Raw genomic sequence first — 13,803 nt, 5'->3', positions numbered from 1 at the left:
GATCCTCGCACTTGGGCGGGGCGAGGGGTTTTCCCCTGCCCGCCTCTCCCCGCTGTATCCGATATGCGGGAAGGGGCGGGGCTGGGGAAAGGCCCCGCGCAGCGGCACCCCCACCCCTCAACCCCACCCCGCCCCCGTCACCGCTTCCGCGACCCGAACAGCAACGACCCCCCGGCCAGAATCAGCGCGAACGCCGCCGCCCCGATCGCGAACAACGGCCGCTGCGACCCCGTGTCCGCGAGCGTCCGCGACGCATCCTCACCACGCCCCGCCCCGGCGGACGGCACCGCCTCCCGCGCAGCCGACCGCTCCACCCCGAAGGTGTAGTCCTCCGACTCCCCCACCCAGTCCCCGTCCCCCGCCCGCCGCTGCACAGCGGTGACGTTGAGCGTGACCGGGCCCTCGGGGGCGCGGCCCGTGAAGCCGAGCCGTACGCGCACGGGGACCGAGCGGTGCGCGGGCACGGCGAAGCCCGCGAAGTCGGGTGAACGGCCTTCGAAGACGCCGACGTTCTCGGCCTCGTCGGTGCGCTCCAGCGTCACGGGCCGCCAGCGCGCGGCGGCGTCGTCGTAGAAGTCGAGGCGGACGTCGGACGGCTGGAGCAGGCGGCCGCGGTCGGCGAGGACGGCGACGGGGTGCACGCCCCGGCAGTCGACGCCGGTGGTGTTGCGGAGCTCCAGCTGCCAGGTGTGCGGGGCGCCGCCGCGCTCGTACGCGTCGGGGCCGCCGCTCAGCCGCGCGGCGATCGGGAACGCGGAGCTGCCGGGGGCGGCGCAGCCGGGTTCGACGGGGGCGCGGTCCCGGGGGCGGCCGGGGGCCGCGGCGGCGTCCGGAGGGCGGTCGTCGGGGTGCACGGGGGACGCGGGTGCCGCCGTCGTGAAGACCGCGAGCGCGGCGGCGCCGACGACGAGCGCGCGGGGCAGGGACATCACAGGGCCTTTACGGGTGGGGCGACGGGGGCAAGGGGGATCCGGGAGGATCCGCGGTGGGGCTCGGGGCGTGCGGACGGGGTGCCAGAACTCCGGCGTGTCCGGACTCCGGAGCCTGAAGAACGCGACGGACTCCGGCCCTTCCGGACTCCCGAACTCCGAACCTTCCGAACTTCTGGACTTCCGAACTTCTGGACTTCCGGACCCTTCCACCGCGGGACGGCCCGCCACGGCGCGGCGCGGCCCGCTGACGCCGACTGGCCGTCACATACCACCTGATGTGACTATTTTCGTTTCATACGGACGGCGGGACGGAAGGTCCGCCGTCCCGCGACGTGAAGGCCGTGGCGCCGGGCGCCCCCGCCCGCCCGAACAGGGGCGCCAGCACCAGCTCGGCCGCGCCCTCGACGACGGTCCGGTCGCCGCTCGGGGTGACGCCGACCGGCACCGCGCCGGCCAGGACGGCCCGTACCCCCGCCACGTACGGGCCGGGGTCGGCCAGCACGGTGCGGCCGCCGAGGAGCACGAGGTCGATGTCCAGGAGCCGTACGAGATTGGCGGCGCCGATGCCGAGGAGGCGGGCGGCGCGGGCGGTGTCGCCGGCGGCGACGGCGGCCAGGCACAGCACCTCGGCGCAGCCGTGACCGCCGCAGGGGCACGGGGGCCCGTCGACCTGGATCACCTGGTGGCCGAACTCCCCCGCGTCCGTGCGCGCGCCCCGGTGCAGGTTCCGGCCGAGCACGAGGCCGGCGCCCAGGCCCGTACCGAGGTGGAGATAGGCGAAGGAGTCCGCGGCGCGGGGGGCGAGGCCGAGGGCGGCGGCGTTGGTGTCCTTGTCGACGACGACGGGCACGCCGAGCCGTTCGGCGAGGGCGTCACGCAGCGGGAAGCCGTCCCACTGCGGGAAGCCGGTGACCTTGCGCAGCACGCCGGCGCGGTGGTCGAGGGGGCCGGGGACGGCGACGCCGATGCCGAGGAGGGCGGGGGCGGTGCCGGAACCCGGACCGCCGCACGGACCAGAGGTGGCGCCGAGCCCGCCCGGCGCGCCGTCCGAGCCAGGACCGGCACCGAGTCCCGGCACGGCGGCCGGACCGGAGGCGGTGCCGGAACCCGGACCGCCGCACGGACCGGAGGCGGCGCCGAGCCCGCCCGGCGCGCCGTCCGAGCCAGGACCGGCGCCAAGATCCGGGCCACCCTCCGAGCCAGGGCCGGAGCCCGCGCGCGACGCCCCGCCGGGAACCGCACCGGAGGCGCCACCCGCACCCGCGCCGGCGCCCGCCGCCCCCGCCTCCACCAGCAGCGCCCGGACCTCCCCCGTCACCACTTCCAGCACCGCCTCCGCGCCCGCCCCGAACGCGAGCGGAGCCGTGCGCGTGGCGATCCCGGCGCCGGTGAGGTCGACGAGGGTCGCCGTCAGGGAGTCCCGGTCGAGGTGCAGGCCGACGGCGTGGGCGGCGCCCGGGACCAGGCGCAGGACCACGGGCGGCTTGCCGCCGGTGGAGGCGCGGCGCCCGGCGTCGGCGGCCAGTCCGGCGGCCCGCAGCCGTGCGGTGATCTTGCTGACGGCCTGCGGGGTCAGGCCCGTCCCCGCGGCCAGCTCGGCGCGGCTGGCGCCCTCCGCGCCGGCGTCGCGCAGCAGGCCGAGCACGACGGCGGTGTTGTGATCACGCAGGGCGGTGAGGTTGGCGCCGGGCGCGGGAAGGGCGGCAGAGGCGGTACGGGCAGGACGAGCGGGCCCGATGGGCCGTGTGGGAACGGTGCGGGAAGCGGGAAGGGGAGGCCTGTTCACCACCCCATTGTCGCCACCGCTTGCACTATCGCAACAGCGTTGCCAAAGTGGCAGGCATGGATGGCACCCCTGACACCGACGGCACCCCCGACACCCCCCGTACGCCCCTCCGGGTCGGCCTCATCGGCTACGGCCTGGCGGGCTCCGTCTTCCACGCCCCGCTGATCGCCGGCACCGAGGGCCTCGTCCTCGACACGGTCGTCACCGCGAACCCCGACCGGCAGCGCCAGGCCGCGGCCGAGCACCCCGGGGTGCGGACGGTCCCGGACACGGACGCGCTGTTCGCCCGCGCGGCCGAACTCGACCTGATCGTCATCGCCTCGCCCAACCGCACCCACGTCGCGCTGGCCCGCACGGCCCTCGAAGCGGGGCTGCCGGTCGTCGTCGACAAGCCGCTCGCGGCGAGGGCCGCCGAGGCGGAGGAGCTCGCGGAGCTGGCCGAGGAGCGCGGGCTGCTGCTCAGCGCCTTCCAGAACCGCCGCTGGGACAACGACTTCCGCACCGTCCAGCGGCTCGTCCGGGACGGTGCGCTCGGCGAGGTGTACCGCTTCGAGTCCCGGTTCGAGCGCTGGCGGCCGCGGCCGAAGGGCGGCTGGCGGGAGTCGGGCGACCCGGCCGAGATCGGCGGCCTGCTCTACGACCTGGGCAGCCACGTCGTCGACCAGGCACTGGCCCTGTTCGGCCCGGCTGCCACGGTCTACGCGGAGACGGACGTGCGCAGGCCGGGGGCCGAGGCCGACGACGACACGTTCATCGCCATCACCCACACGAGCGGCGTCCGTTCCCACCTGTGGGTCAGCGCCACGACCGCCCAGCTCGGGCCGCGGTTCCGGGTCCTCGGCAGCGTGGCCGGCTATGTGAAGTACGGGCTGGACCCGCAGGAGGCGGCGCTGCGGGAGGGCAGGCGCCCGGCGGACGACCGCGCGGCGTGGGGCGTGGAGCCCGAGTGCGCGTGGGGCCGGCTGGGCTCCGGGGAGTCGCCCCTGACGGGCGGCGGCGACCCGGTGCGGACCCTGCCCGGCGACTACCCGGCCTACTACGCGGCGATCGCCGAGGCCCTGCGCACGGGCGGCGAGCCGCCGGTGACGGCGCGGGAGGCGGCGGAGGCGCTGCGGGTGCTGGAGGCGGCGCGGGTGTCGGCGACGGAGGGCCGCACGGTCCGGGTGCGGGAGGAGGTGAGCGCGGTATGAGTGCGGAGGTGTCCCGCGTGGAGAACGAGGCCCCCGGAGTGGAGGACCCTGGCGCGGAGGACGAGATCTCCCGCCTGGAGGCGGACGAACAGCGGCTGGTCTTCGACCACTTCGGCAACGACGACGCCTGGGAGCTGGGCTCCCTCCTCGTCGGCCTGGCGCGCGAGCGCGGCGCGCCCGTCACGGTCGGCATCCGGCGCGGCCCCCAGCGCCTCTTCCACTGCGCCCTCCCCGGCACGTCGGCCGACAACGACGCCTGGATCGACCGCAAGTCCCGCGTCGTCGAGCGCTACGCGGAGTCGTCGTACCTGGTAGGAGCCCGCTTCCGCGCGAAGGGCCGCACGTTCGAGGAGTCGTCGCGGCTGGATCCGGACCGGTACGCGGCGCACGGCGGGGCGTTCCCGGTGCGGGTGCGGGGGACCGGGGTGGTGGGGGTTGTGGCGGTGTCGGGTCTGCGGCAGGGGGATGACCACGCGTTGGTGGTGGAGGGGTTGGGGCGGTTCCTGGGGTAAGGGGGGCGGGGGTGGGGGCCGACCCTGCGGGCGGCTTGTTCCCCACCCCGCCCCTACCCGAACCGGGGGCGGGCCCCCGGCCCCCGTTCCGCGCTGCCGCGCGGTGTCCTCAAACTCCCCCGGCTACCGCTGGGAGGTGCCCCCAGCCGGGCTGGATCTCGCCCGGTTCCGGGCAACGAATCAGCCCGTCCGGCGTTTGAGGACCGGGGTCCGGGGCGGAGCCCCGCACGCGGCGGAGCCGCACATCGGATGCAGCGGGAAGGGGCGGGGTGGGGAAAAGGCCCGCCGCAGGCGCACCCCCGCACCCCCACCCGCCCCGCTCAGCCACGCCCCCGCAACCACTCCACCACCTGACCCGCATGCTCATCCGGCGGAAACACCGGATAAAACACATGCTCCACCCGCCCACCCCGAACAACCATCGTCAACCGCCGGAACAACTCCACCCCACCCGCAGAAAATGTCGGCACCCCCAACGCCCCCGCCACCCCCAACCCCGGATCCGAAAGCATCGAGAACGGCAGCCCCAGCCGCGCCACCACCTCCCCCTGATACGCACTGTCCTGGCTCGACAGCCCGAACACCCGCTCCGCCCCCGCCTCCAGCAGCTCCTGGTGGTGGTCGCGGAAGCCGCACGCCTCCGGCGTGCAGCCCCGGGCCCCGGGGATGGCGTCCCAGCCCTCGGGGAGGTCGACGTCCGGGCGGCCGGTCAGCGGGTAGAGGTAGAGGACGGTGCGGCCGGGGCCGAGGCGGTCGAGGCGGACCGTCGACCCGTCCGTGGCGGCCAGTTCGAGCGGGGGCAGGACCAGACCCGGCAGGTGGTCGGCCGCGCCGTCGTCCTCGGGCACGGGCAGCCCGGCCGGAAGCCGCTCGTGGGCGCCGTTCACGCCGTGCCCACCGTTCACGCCGTTCACACCGTTCGTACGGTCCATAGGTCCTCCTCCGTCACAAGTGGCGATGCTGTTGCGATAGGCGGACGTCCGCAGCTGCGCCACCAGCGCCTCCCGCCGAGCCGCGAGCCCGTCGATCCGCCGCGTCAGGTCGTCGATGGCCTCGCGGTATCCGGCCATCGACGACGGGCAGTCGTCGCCGTGCTCGCCCCCGGCGGCCAGGCACTCCAGGAACGGACGCGTCCGCTCGACCGGGATCCCCAGCTGCCCGAGGTTCCTGATCTCGCGTACGAGCCGGACGTCGCCCTCGGCGTAGTCCCGGTACCCGTTGGCCAGCCGGCCCGGCGTGATCAGCCCCAGCGATTCGTAGTACCGCACCGCCTTGGTGGTCACACCGGCCCGGCGCGCCAGGTCGCCGATCCTCATGCCGCCCGCCTCTCGCCTCGCTTCTCCACCGACGCTAAACCTTGCCCTTGAGGGCAAGGTCAAGCGCACGGACGGGCACCCGCAACACCCCGGGCCCGACGGGCCCTTGCCGCGCCGACGCCGCCCCCGCAACCGTGAAAACATGCTGACATGACCCGATATGGGCGGTGAATCATGGCCGACAGGACCAGCGTTCGGGTCCCGTGCCCGGGGAACGGCGCCAACTTCGTGCGGCTCACCAATGAGGTGACGACCCCCGGCGGCGTGGGCCATCCGGCCAACACCGGGGACTGCGAGCTCTATCTCCACGGTGTGGACCGCAACGGCTTCCCGATCCATCAGGGTCTGGTCTCCCTCGATCCCGGCCAGGCCATGAGCTGGTACCACGCACCACCCGGGGCGGTCGCGATCGCCGCCCAGTGCTCGGTGGAGTGCGACATGCGGGGCGAGCTGACGTACGACACACCGAACACGTAGGGAGTCGCCCGGACTCCGGGGACGGAGGCGGCAGCCCCCGCCTCCGACCCCCGGGCCGGATCAGCCCGCCACCACCACCCTCTCCGGCACCCCGAACCACTCCCCCAGCGCCTCCGCCAGCCCCGAAGCCCCCGCGTCCGACGCCCAGGCCGTGAAGCCGTCCGGCCGGACGAGGATCCCCGCCAGTTCCGGACGGGACGGGCAGCGGGCCGTCACGATGTCGACACGGCCGGCGTATCCGGCGGCGCGGGCCCGGAGCTCCGGGTCGTCGGTGAGGTCGAGCAGCAGCGCCCGGCCGCCGTGGAGGTGGTCCGCGAGGCGGCTGCCGTCCGCGAGTCCGAGGTCAGGGGCGCTGCGGCCGGTCAGCGGGTGCTCGCCCGGCAGTTCGTACCGCACCACGGCGCCGGCGAGCCGCGCGGCGAGGTACGTGGTGCCCGTGACCGTCTCCGCCAGGTCGCTGACGATCTTGCGCAGGGCCCGCGACTGCGGGTCCGGGCGCATGGCCGCGATCTGGGACCGGGTCCAGTCCAGGACCCCCGCGCCGACCGGGTGCCGCTCGGCGGTGTACGTGTCCAGCAGCCCCTCAGGCGCCCGGCCGGCGACCACGGCCGCGAGCTTCCAGCCGAGGTTCATCGCGTCCCCGACGCCCAGACTCAGCCCCTGGCTGCCGAACGCCGAGTGCACGTGCGCCGCGTCGCCCGCCAGCAGCACCCGGCCCTTGCGGTACTCGGTGACCTGACGGGCGTGGTCGGTGAAGCGGGTCGCGGTCCGCACCTCGGTGATCGTGACGTCCACGCCCGAGACGCGACGCAGCCTCTCCTGGAGGTCCTCGGCGGTGACCGGCGCGTTCCGGTCGGCGGGCGGCCCGTCGAGCTCCACGGTGACGATGCGGCCCGGCATCGGCCCGTGGGCGTACACCCCGGTGTCCGTGGCGGTCCAGCCGACCGTCAGGTCCTCGGCGCCCGTCATCTCCACGACCGCCTGGTGACAGGTGATCTCCGGGTCCGTACCCGGGAATTCGAATCCCGCGAGCTTGCGGACCGTGCTGCGGCCGCCGTCGCAGCCCACGAGCCAGCCCGCGCGTATCGCTCCACCGCTCGTCCGCACGGTGACGCCCTCGTCGTCCGTGTCGAAGCCCGTCAGCTCCACCCCCCGGCGCACCTCCACACCGAGCTGGTCCGCCCGCTCCCCGAGGATCCGCTCGATCTCCTGCTGCGACACGAGGATGATGTCGGCGGCGGGCCCGGCGTCACCGAAGTCCGGCCCCGTACGGTCGACCAGGTCGGCCCGCAGCATGATCCCGGCGAAGTGACCGACGTACCCCAGCCCTTGGCCGGGGGCCTCGCCCCCGCCCCCGTCGCTCCTCTCCCGCATGAACGCCCGGAAGCGTTCCATCGACTGCCGCTGCACCTCGGCCAGCGCGGGCAGCATGCCCCGCCGGTAGAGCGCCTCGGCGCTGGGCGTGGTGATCGCCCCGCCCTTGACCGTCTGGTCCACCTCGGTGAGCCGCTCCAGAACGGCCACCCGCGCACCCCCGAGCCGCAGCTCGCACGCCAGCATCAGTCCGACCGGGCCGCCCCCGGACACCACTACGTCATAGTTCATGGCGCCCACTATGAGGGAGGCCAAAAACCCCTCCAACACCGCCCTGACCAGCCACAATGCACCCCTGGACGTCAAGGGCCCAGCCCACGTGAGACCCGTCATGGGGGCACAGCCGTCACGCCTTCCGCACGGTGACCGTCTCCCGGTGGCGGCTCGGCGCCTCGGCCTCGTCGACCAGCGCCGGCGCGAAGTCCGCGTAGGTGATCCGGCTGCCCGGGTCGCCGTGCTCCGCGAACCGGTAGCCGCCGACGGGCCCGCCCTCGTGGTCGAAGTCGCCCGCCGGGGCCACGTACGCCCAGTCCAGGTCGCCGGTCCGCAGCTCGTCGAGGCCCGCCGCGTGGCCGAGGTAGAATGAGCGGTACTCGTTCGGGTAGCCCGGCTCGTCCATCAGCGGCACGCCGGACGCCCCGGGCAGGATCGACGCCAGCCCCACGACCACCAGGCGCCCCACCCCCGCCTCCGCCAGTCCTGCGGTCAGCGCGCGGGACGCGGCCGTGAAGAACTCCCCCGGCCGTGCCGTCAGATCCACGGCCGCGCTGATCGCGGCGTCGTGCCCCACCGCCACCCGCTCGACGTCCGCCGCGTCTGTGACGTCGCCCGCCACCACCCGCACACCGGTCAGCCCGGCCAGCCCGGCGTGAGCCCCGGGATCGCGCACCACGGCGGTGACCCGGTGCCCGCGCCGCCGCGCCTCGGCCACGGCCTGCCGTCCGGCCCGGCCGCCCGCGCCGAAGATCACTATGTTCATGACGAACCGCCTCTCACCAGGGCCGGAGCCGTGCGCCCGACCGGTACCCCGGACGTTATCCACGGCCCCGGTTACCTCCCGGATACCGGCTATCGTGAGGCCATGAAGGAGCCGCTGCCCGCCGATATGTTCGACGCCGAACTGTGCCCGTCGACGCTCAACCCGATCCGGTTCGGCGACAAGTGGGCCGCGCTCGTCATCCGCTGCCTGGAGCAAGGCCCGCGCCGCTTCTCCGAACTGCGCGTGCCCCTGGCCCGCGTCACGCCCAAGGTCCTCACCCAGTCCCTCCGCTCCCTCGAACGCGACGGCCTGGTCAAGCGCACCGTCTTCGACGAGGCCACCCCCCACGTCGAGTACGAGCTGACCCCGCTCGGCCGCAGCATGCTCCAGCCCATGGCCGCGGCCTGCGCCTGGGCCGAGGAGCACTGGGACGAACTCCTCGACGCCCGCGAGTCGTACGAGGCCGGCGCGGGCGCCGGCTGAAGCCGCACGGGTACGGTACGGTTCGCCGCCGTCAGGCCGTCTGTAGCGCCCACGTCGGCGTCGGCGTGACGACGCTCCACCACTCCCTGCGTCTCGGCATCCTCGCCACCCATAGCGCTGCCGCGACGTCCGTTCTTCTTGCCCGCGCCGGGTCCGGCTTGACGGCGTCCGGCGGTTCCGGCAGCCGCAGCGGCCCGTAGTCCGTGAAACGGACCGTTCCGCACTCCTCGCACCGTGACTCGCCTGCGCGGTGGGTCCACCGGCCCCTGTGTTCGCACTTCCTCACGCCATCCCTCCCGTCGACGCCACGTTTCCCGTCCTCATGTGCGCCCGCCAGTGCCTACGCTGCGCTACGAGCGCGTCTCCCGCTTTGACCTCGTCCCCACCGGCGTTGGCCTCCCGCCAAGCGGCCATCAGTTCCGGGCAGGTGGGGCATCCATAGAGCGCGCCGACCGGTTCCGGCGGCCAGAGCCCTGCGGCCTGACGTTCCTCGCGCGTCGCCAACCGCAGGTCGGCGAAGGGGACTTCCCATTCCATTCCTCCACCCGGCCGGCGCACGTTGACGCGCTTCCCCACACCGTCGATCACCTGCGCGAGCCGCCCCTCACGGGTGTCCACCACGAATGCACCGTTCCTGTACATCACTGTTCGCCTTCCCCCAACCCGTCGGGTCGTCACGCACCGTGTCCGCCCTCCCACAATGCCCCTGCCCGTTCACCAACCGCAACCAATTCCACTGCACAGGGGAGTAGTTCACCCCTGTGAGTGACGACCACATCCGTGCTCGAACCACCCGGCACCCCTGCACCAAACTGGGCAGCGCACAGTCGGCAAGGGAGGATGGACATGGGGTATTCAGCACGCCGCACAGCCCGCCGTCGGAAGCTGGGCGCCGAGCTGAGAGCCCTCCGCGAAGCGGCCAGCGTCTCGATCGAAGAGGCGGCGAGAGCCATCCACGGGGAGCGCACGAAGATCAGCCGCCAGGAGACCGGGCGGCACCGGGTGACCCGGCTTGAGCTTGAGACCCTGTTCACCCTCTACGGGGCCGAGGACGAAAAGCTTCGTCAATGGCTCATCGCGCTCTCCGCCGAAGGCACCGGGCGCAATTGGTGGCGCCAGCACGGCGATACGTTCACCGACGACTTCAAGGAAGCGCTGACCTTGGAGTCCGACGCGGCGAGAATCGCGGTGTTCCAGTCGCGAGTGATCCCCGGGCTGCTTCAGACCCAGGAATATGCAACCGCCGTAATCGCGGGCAGCTCACCGGAGTTGTCCGCACAGAGGCTCAATTTCCATGTTGACATCCGGATGAGTCGACAGAGCATCTTCCTCAGAGGGAACCCACCGCGCTACACGGCAGTCATGACGGAAGGCGTCATCCGACAGCAGATCGGCGGCCCCAAGGTATTGATCGAGCAGCTCAGGCACCTGCTGACGCTGGGCGAGACCCCGGACGTCACGATCCAGATCATCCCCTACTCCCAGAGCGAGTTCACGAGCGCAGGCGGGTCCTTCGTCCTGTACTCCTACCCCGACCCATTGGACTTCGATGTTGTGCAGGTGGCCTACCTTCATGGCGACCTGTACTCGGAGGAGGATGAGACGGCGGCGAAGTACAGGAAGGCGTTCGAACGACTGCAAGCTTCCGCACTGTCGCCTCGGAAGTCCGCCGAGCTAATCGCCTCGGTCTCACACGAACTGGAACGGGAGTGAGGTAGGTCCTGTGGCAGTCCACAATCTTCCCCACTGCGGGTGGCGCAAGTCCTCGTACAGCATCGACGAGGGTGACAATTGCGTCGAGGCACAGCTGATCGCCAACGACCTCGTCGCCATAGGCGACAGCAAAGACCGCCTCCGAGGCGCGTTCGTCTTCACACCCCACGCCTGGGCAACCTTCCTGCACTCCATACGCACCGGAGCCCTCCGGGCTCAATCGTCCCGGCGCGCCTGATACAACCCCAGCGCCCCCACCGCCGCCCCCAGAACCACCAGCACCCCGCCCACCATCATGTGCCGCCCCATCGGCGGGCCACTGTGCGGCATGCCGGGCAGGCGTGCCTGCACAGGCTCCGGCTCCGGCGCCGGGTCCGAGACCAGGGCCGGCATAGGAATCCGCACCACGACCGGTTCGGGCGCCCGCACCCGCCCCGGCATGGTGAACGCGCAGAACAAGAACGTGGCCGCGACGGCCACCAGTACCGCGGCGGCCGGACCGACGCGGCAGGGCCGGCGGCGGTGGCGGCGGGGCGTTGCTCTCACGCTCCTATGCATATCCGGCTATATGCCGATTTGGAGACAATTCAGAACGCGGCGCACGCCCCATTCACTCGCCCGGACGCGCGTCCTTCAGCTCCTGCCGCTGGCGGCCGAGGCCCTCGACCTCCAGCTCCACCACGTCCCCGGCCCTCAGGAACGGCTTGGGTTCGGGGCGGCCGACGGCGGAGCCGGCCGGGGTGCCGGTGGTGATGACGTCGCCGGGGTACAGGGTCATGAACCGGCTGACGTACCGGACGACGTGGGCGACGGGGAAGATCTGGTCGGCGGTGGTGCCGTCCTGCATGAGCGTGTCGTTGACCCACAGGCGCAGGGAGAGGGCCTGCGGGTCGGGTATCTCGTCGGGGGTGACGAGCCAGGGGCCGAGCGGGGTGAAGGTCTCGCAGTTCTTGCCCTTGTCCCAGCTGCCGCCGCGCTCGAACTGGAAGGCGCGCTCCGTGACGTCGTGGACGACGGTGTAGCCGGCGACGGCGGCGAGGGCTTCCTCGTCGGTGTCCAGGAGGCGGGCCGTGCGGCCGATGACGACGGCCAGTTCCACTTCCCAGTCCGTCTTCTCGCTGCCGTAAGGGACGAGCACGGTGTCGTCCGGGCCGACGACCGTGTCGGGGGCCTTCAGGAAGAGCACGGGCTCCGCGGGTATGGGGACGCGCGTCTCGGCGGCGAGGTCGCGGTAGTTCACGCCCACCCCGACGATCTTGCCGATACGGGCGACGGGCGGGCCGGTCCGCAGGCCGACGGGGTCGAGGACGGGGAGTATCCGGGCGCCGACGGAGGCCCGTACGCGCTCCAGCGCGGCCCGGTCGGCCAGCAGCCGGCCGTCCACGTCGGGCACGACGGACGACAGGTCGCGCAGCGTCCCGTCGTCCTCCAGCAGCGCCGGGCGTTCGCCGCCCGCGGGTCCCACACGCAGCAGCTTCATGGTGACGTCTCCCGAGGTCGTAGGGTCGGCCCGGACAGGCCCGTCCGGGCCGGCCGATGGGGACGGCCATCGAGCGACCGCTTGATCGTGCAAGAACGGAGGAGCTCTCCGCAAGAGCCCTTTCGGCCTGTGGACGGTTACGTGGCGGAACCGTGACGGCGTCCCCGGCCCCCGGCGGGCGCTGTCGCGTCCGGTGTGCGCAGCTTGCGCAGGAAGGCCCGCTCGGCCGCGGTCCAGGTGCTGCTGGTCACCAGGTAGAGCCCGGCGGCGAGCGGCACCAGGGCCACCGTGACGAGCATGCCGAAGGACAGCAGCGGGGCCACCTTGGCGAACCCGGCCATGCCCGGCAGGGCGTCCGGCCCGGCACCGGCATCCGCTCCGGCGCCGGCCTTCGCCGCCGCGCGCGCCGTCCGGTACGTCCAGGTGGCCACGGCCGCGACCAGCGCGAACAGCCCCACGTACACCAGGCCCTGCGCCCCGAACGGCCCGCCGGCCCCGAGGGCGTCCGCCCAGCGGCCGCCCAGCCGGGTGCCGAGCAGCGTGCGGTCCAGCAGTTCCGCACCGCCGGAGCCGGTGGAGAACAGGTGGAACATCGCGAACAGCACCGGCGCCTGCGCGAGCACCGGCCCGATGCCCGCGAACTGGGAGACGCCCGCCTTCGCGTGGAGTTCGCGCACCGCCCGCATCATCCGCTCGGGGTCACGGGCGTGCTTCCGGCGGAGTTCGGCGACGCGAGGGGCGAGTTCGGCCCGCGCCCGGTCACCACGGGCCGCGGACCGGGCCAGCGGGTGCAGGGCGAGCCGCACGAGGAGGGTGAGCAGGACGACCGCCGCCGCCGTGCCGGAGGCGCCGAAGAGCGGAGCGAGCTCCTCACCCACCTTCAGGAGCAGCGAACCGAGCGAGGAGAAGAGCGTGGGAAAAAGCGAAACGGAAAAGGTGAACGCGGACATGGAGAGCCCTCCGGGGGTCTCGTCGTGTCGGGAAAAGTGAATTCGTCGACATGACGAGCCGTAGGGGCCGGCGCTTCGTCGTGGCACCGACAGGAGCGGAACCGGAGTGGATCCGGAATCGCCCGGTCAGTAGCAGAGCGCGCCCGTACGGCCCGTCCGGAGGGGACGGCCGGGCGCGCGGGGCCTGCGGCGGCCCCTGGCATCGGGGTCGCGCTGGGCGAGGAACGCCGTGCGCAGCTCGCGGTCCCGCATCGTCGTGCGTATGCGCGTCGGCGTGAGGGGGCCGCCCGTGCGGGCGGCGGCGACCGCGGCGTAGAGCAGGAGCGCGGAGACGGCGGAGACCGCGACGGCGCTCGCGGTGAGTGCGACGGCTACGGCGCCCATCAGGCCGCTCTGGCCGAGCAGGAGCTCCGCCAGCAGGAAGAGGAGCACGCCGGCGTGCGCACGGACCGCAGCGCTCACCAGGACCCCCTCCCTCTTGTCACATGACTTCACGTCACTCCACACACTCGTCCCGATGTTAGACCACCGCACTGACAAGCGACCGACTCGGCCGTCGCCCGCACCGGACGCCCGTCAGCGGCCTGCCGGGCGCCCACCCAGTACCCCTC

17 protein-coding genes are annotated in these 13,803 nt (G+C 73.3%); 6 read left to right on the top strand and 11 right to left on the bottom strand.

Annotation, left to right across the window (positions count from 1 at the left end; all coding sequences use genetic code 11):
• Window positions 1-137 precede the first annotated feature (137 nt).
• Entirely contained in the window at window positions 138-929 is a 792-nt protein-coding gene (locus tag SMD11_RS21465; RefSeq protein ID WP_087927988.1) for a hypothetical protein, read from the bottom strand.
• Window positions 930-1,224: 295 nt separating this feature from the next.
• Window positions 1,225-2,670 (bottom strand): ROK family protein, encoded by a 1,446-nt coding sequence (locus tag SMD11_RS21460; RefSeq protein WP_087930648.1) that lies wholly within the window; start codon window positions 2,668-2,670, stop codon window positions 1,225-1,227.
• Window positions 2,671-2,774: 104 nt separating this feature from the next.
• On the opposite strand from SMD11_RS21460, the gene SMD11_RS21455 reads away from it, so the two are divergent.
• Both SMD11_RS21455 and SMD11_RS21450 read left to right on the top strand, forming a co-directional pair.
• Entirely contained in the window at window positions 2,775-3,908 is a 1,134-nt protein-coding gene (locus SMD11_RS21455; RefSeq protein WP_087927987.1) for a Gfo/Idh/MocA family oxidoreductase, read from the top strand.
• The gene (locus SMD11_RS21450; protein WP_087927986.1) at window positions 3,905-4,420 is read left to right on the top strand and encodes a heme-degrading domain-containing protein; all 516 of its coding nucleotides are present in this window, start codon (window positions 3,905-3,907) and stop codon (window positions 4,418-4,420) included. The genes SMD11_RS21455 and SMD11_RS21450 overlap by 4 nt, the downstream gene beginning before the upstream one ends.
• 320 nt (window positions 4,421-4,740) lie before the next feature.
• On the opposite strand, the gene SMD11_RS21445 is transcribed toward SMD11_RS21450, so the two are convergent.
• Window positions 4,741-5,736, bottom strand: coding sequence for a MerR family DNA-binding transcriptional regulator (locus tag SMD11_RS21445; RefSeq protein ID WP_087927985.1), 996 nt, complete (start codon window positions 5,734-5,736; stop codon window positions 4,741-4,743).
• A 174-nt stretch (window positions 5,737-5,910) separates the two neighbouring features.
• On the opposite strand from SMD11_RS21445, the gene SMD11_RS21440 reads away from it, so the two are divergent.
• Complete coding sequence (locus SMD11_RS21440; protein WP_087927984.1) at window positions 5,911-6,213, top strand: hypothetical protein; 303 nt, start codon at window positions 5,911-5,913, stop codon at window positions 6,211-6,213.
• A gap of 60 nt (window positions 6,214-6,273) precedes the next feature.
• Here the strand turns inward: SMD11_RS21440 and SMD11_RS21435 are convergent, their stop codons facing one another.
• Both SMD11_RS21435 and SMD11_RS21430 read right to left on the bottom strand, forming a co-directional pair.
• On the bottom strand, window positions 6,274-7,818 hold the full coding sequence (locus SMD11_RS21435) for an FAD-dependent monooxygenase (RefSeq protein ID WP_199843924.1): 1,545 nt from the start codon (window positions 7,816-7,818) through the stop codon (window positions 6,274-6,276).
• 115 nt (window positions 7,819-7,933) lie between these two features.
• The gene (locus tag SMD11_RS21430; protein ID WP_087927982.1) at window positions 7,934-8,566 is read right to left on the bottom strand and encodes an NAD(P)-dependent oxidoreductase; all 633 of its coding nucleotides are present in this window, start codon (window positions 8,564-8,566) and stop codon (window positions 7,934-7,936) included.
• 102 nt (window positions 8,567-8,668) lie between these two features.
• On the opposite strand from SMD11_RS21430, the gene SMD11_RS21425 reads away from it, so the two are divergent.
• Window positions 8,669-9,049, top strand: coding sequence for a winged helix-turn-helix transcriptional regulator (locus tag SMD11_RS21425; RefSeq protein WP_087927981.1), 381 nt, complete (start codon window positions 8,669-8,671; stop codon window positions 9,047-9,049).
• A 31-nt stretch (window positions 9,050-9,080) separates the two neighbouring features.
• Here the strand turns inward: SMD11_RS21425 and SMD11_RS37345 are convergent, their stop codons facing one another.
• Window positions 9,081-9,335: a DUF6255 family natural product biosynthesis protein gene (locus SMD11_RS37345; protein WP_418952462.1), complete on the bottom strand. Its 255-nt coding sequence runs from the start codon at window positions 9,333-9,335 to the stop codon at window positions 9,081-9,083.
• Window positions 9,332-9,670, bottom strand: coding sequence for a hypothetical protein (locus tag SMD11_RS21420; protein WP_199843923.1), 339 nt, complete (start codon window positions 9,668-9,670; stop codon window positions 9,332-9,334). Before SMD11_RS21420 ends, SMD11_RS37345 begins: the two co-directional genes overlap by 4 nt.
• 225 nt (window positions 9,671-9,895) lie before the next feature.
• On the opposite strand from SMD11_RS21420, the gene SMD11_RS21415 reads away from it, so the two are divergent.
• Together SMD11_RS21415 and SMD11_RS21410 are read left to right on the top strand one after the other, a co-directional pair.
• Window positions 9,896-10,762, top strand: a complete 867-nt coding sequence (locus tag SMD11_RS21415) for a helix-turn-helix domain-containing protein (protein ID WP_159395339.1) — start codon at window positions 9,896-9,898, stop codon at window positions 10,760-10,762.
• A gap of 10 nt (window positions 10,763-10,772) precedes the next feature.
• Window positions 10,773-11,000 (top strand): DUF397 domain-containing protein, encoded by a 228-nt coding sequence (locus SMD11_RS21410; RefSeq protein WP_087927978.1) that lies wholly within the window; start codon window positions 10,773-10,775, stop codon window positions 10,998-11,000.
• On the opposite strand, the gene SMD11_RS21405 is transcribed toward SMD11_RS21410, so the two are convergent.
• The 4 genes from SMD11_RS21405 to SMD11_RS21390 form a co-directional block, all read right to left on the bottom strand.
• Entirely contained in the window at window positions 10,979-11,308 is a 330-nt protein-coding gene (locus tag SMD11_RS21405; RefSeq protein ID WP_159395338.1) for a hypothetical protein, read from the bottom strand. The genes SMD11_RS21410 and SMD11_RS21405 overlap by 22 nt on opposite strands.
• Window positions 11,309-11,372: 64 nt before the next feature.
• A complete protein-coding gene (locus SMD11_RS21400; RefSeq protein WP_087927976.1) occupies window positions 11,373-12,242 on the bottom strand; it encodes a fumarylacetoacetate hydrolase family protein in 870 nt (289 codons plus the stop codon).
• A gap of 137 nt (window positions 12,243-12,379) precedes the next feature.
• Entirely contained in the window at window positions 12,380-13,192 is an 813-nt protein-coding gene (locus SMD11_RS21395; RefSeq protein ID WP_087927975.1) for a YidC/Oxa1 family membrane protein insertase, read from the bottom strand.
• A 126-nt stretch (window positions 13,193-13,318) separates the two neighbouring features.
• Window positions 13,319-13,654, bottom strand: a complete 336-nt coding sequence (locus SMD11_RS21390) for a DUF6412 domain-containing protein (protein ID WP_087927974.1) — start codon at window positions 13,652-13,654, stop codon at window positions 13,319-13,321.
• Window positions 13,655-13,803: the final 149 nt, after the last annotated feature.

The sequence above is a fragment of the Streptomyces albireticuli genome, from assembly GCF_002192455.1.
GTDB classification, from domain to species: Bacteria; Actinomycetota; Actinomycetes; order Streptomycetales; family Streptomycetaceae; genus Streptomyces; species Streptomyces albireticuli_B.
Note: the sequence above shows the minus strand (reverse complement) of the source record. Positions and strands in the feature narration are given on the sequence as shown.

Bases quoted from the DNA above. Each gene is read 5' to 3' on its own strand.
- SMD11_RS21425 (WP_087927981.1), top strand. From the start codon at position 8,669: ATGAAGGAGCCGCTGCCCGCCGATATGTTCGACGCCGAACTGTGCCCG.
- SMD11_RS21455 (WP_087927987.1), top strand. From the start codon at position 2,775: ATGGATGGCACCCCTGACACCGACGGCACCCCCGACACCCCCCGTACG.
- SMD11_RS21415 (WP_159395339.1), top strand. From the start codon at position 9,896: ATGGGGTATTCAGCACGCCGCACAGCCCGCCGTCGGAAGCTGGGCGCC.
- SMD11_RS21400 (WP_087927976.1), bottom strand. From the start codon at position 12,242: ATGAAGCTGCTGCGTGTGGGACCCGCGGGCGGCGAACGCCCGGCGCTG.
- SMD11_RS21465 (WP_087927988.1), bottom strand. From the start codon at position 929: ATGTCCCTGCCCCGCGCGCTCGTCGTCGGCGCCGCCGCGCTCGCGGTC.
- SMD11_RS21445 (WP_087927985.1), bottom strand. From the start codon at position 5,736: ATGAGGATCGGCGACCTGGCGCGCCGGGCCGGTGTGACCACCAAGGCG.
- SMD11_RS21450 (WP_087927986.1), top strand. From the start codon at position 3,905: ATGAGTGCGGAGGTGTCCCGCGTGGAGAACGAGGCCCCCGGAGTGGAG.
- SMD11_RS21435 (WP_199843924.1), bottom strand. From the start codon at position 7,818: ATGAACTATGACGTAGTGGTGTCCGGGGGCGGCCCGGTCGGACTGATG.
- SMD11_RS21430 (WP_087927982.1), bottom strand. From the start codon at position 8,566: ATGAACATAGTGATCTTCGGCGCGGGCGGCCGGGCCGGACGGCAGGCC.
- SMD11_RS21440 (WP_087927984.1), top strand. From the start codon at position 5,911: ATGGCCGACAGGACCAGCGTTCGGGTCCCGTGCCCGGGGAACGGCGCC.
- SMD11_RS21395 (WP_087927975.1), bottom strand. From the start codon at position 13,192: ATGTCCGCGTTCACCTTTTCCGTTTCGCTTTTTCCCACGCTCTTCTCC.